Origin of the sequence: Endozoicomonas arenosclerae (genome assembly GCF_001562015.1) — a bacterium.
In the GTDB taxonomy this organism is placed as follows: Bacteria; Pseudomonadota; Gammaproteobacteria; order Pseudomonadales; family Endozoicomonadaceae; genus Endozoicomonas_A; species Endozoicomonas_A arenosclerae.
On sequence record NZ_LASA01000300.1, the window covers coordinates 1 to 596 of the forward strand.

The window sequence follows — 596 nt, forward strand, 5'->3', positions numbered from 1 at the left end:
CACCAGTACCACAACCTTTGGTCCAAAGACTGAATCAGAAACGCTGGCTGAGACAACACCCACCAAGACGTCCTCTCAGCCAACTATTGAAGTGACTCCCACTCAGACCACAACGACTGAGCCCACAGTCACTCCAACAGCAACCACCAAGCCAACAGGCAGCAGTCAGTCATACAGCAGTCGTTTATACACCAGCATTTTTGGTAACACATCGATGCCTGAAGATGTCGATAGAATCACTGAAACTGTGACACCCACGGCTACTGAAACTGTTTCAAAAACAACTGAAGCACCTACCAAGACTTCTTCTCAGCAGACGAGTGAAGCGACTTCCACTCAGAGCACAACAACTGAGCCCACTGTCACTCCAACAGCTACCACCAAGCCAACGAGCAGCAGTCAGTCCTACACCAGTCGTTTATACACCAGTATTTTTGGCAACACATCCATGCCTGAAGATGCCGGGAGAACCACTGAAACTGTGACACCBACGGCTACTGAAAGTGTTTCAAAAACAACTGAAGCATCCACCCCTWCWGTGACGGTTTCCAATACTGAAGCTGTGACAAACAGTTCAACAACTGCGACTCCAACAC

Annotated in this window: 1 pseudogene; it reads left to right on the forward strand. The window is 48.9% G+C overall.

Annotated features, from left to right (window positions below):
• Nucleotides 1-596 (forward strand): annotated as a pseudogene (locus tag WG89_RS31545) (hypothetical protein); the annotation flags it as partial.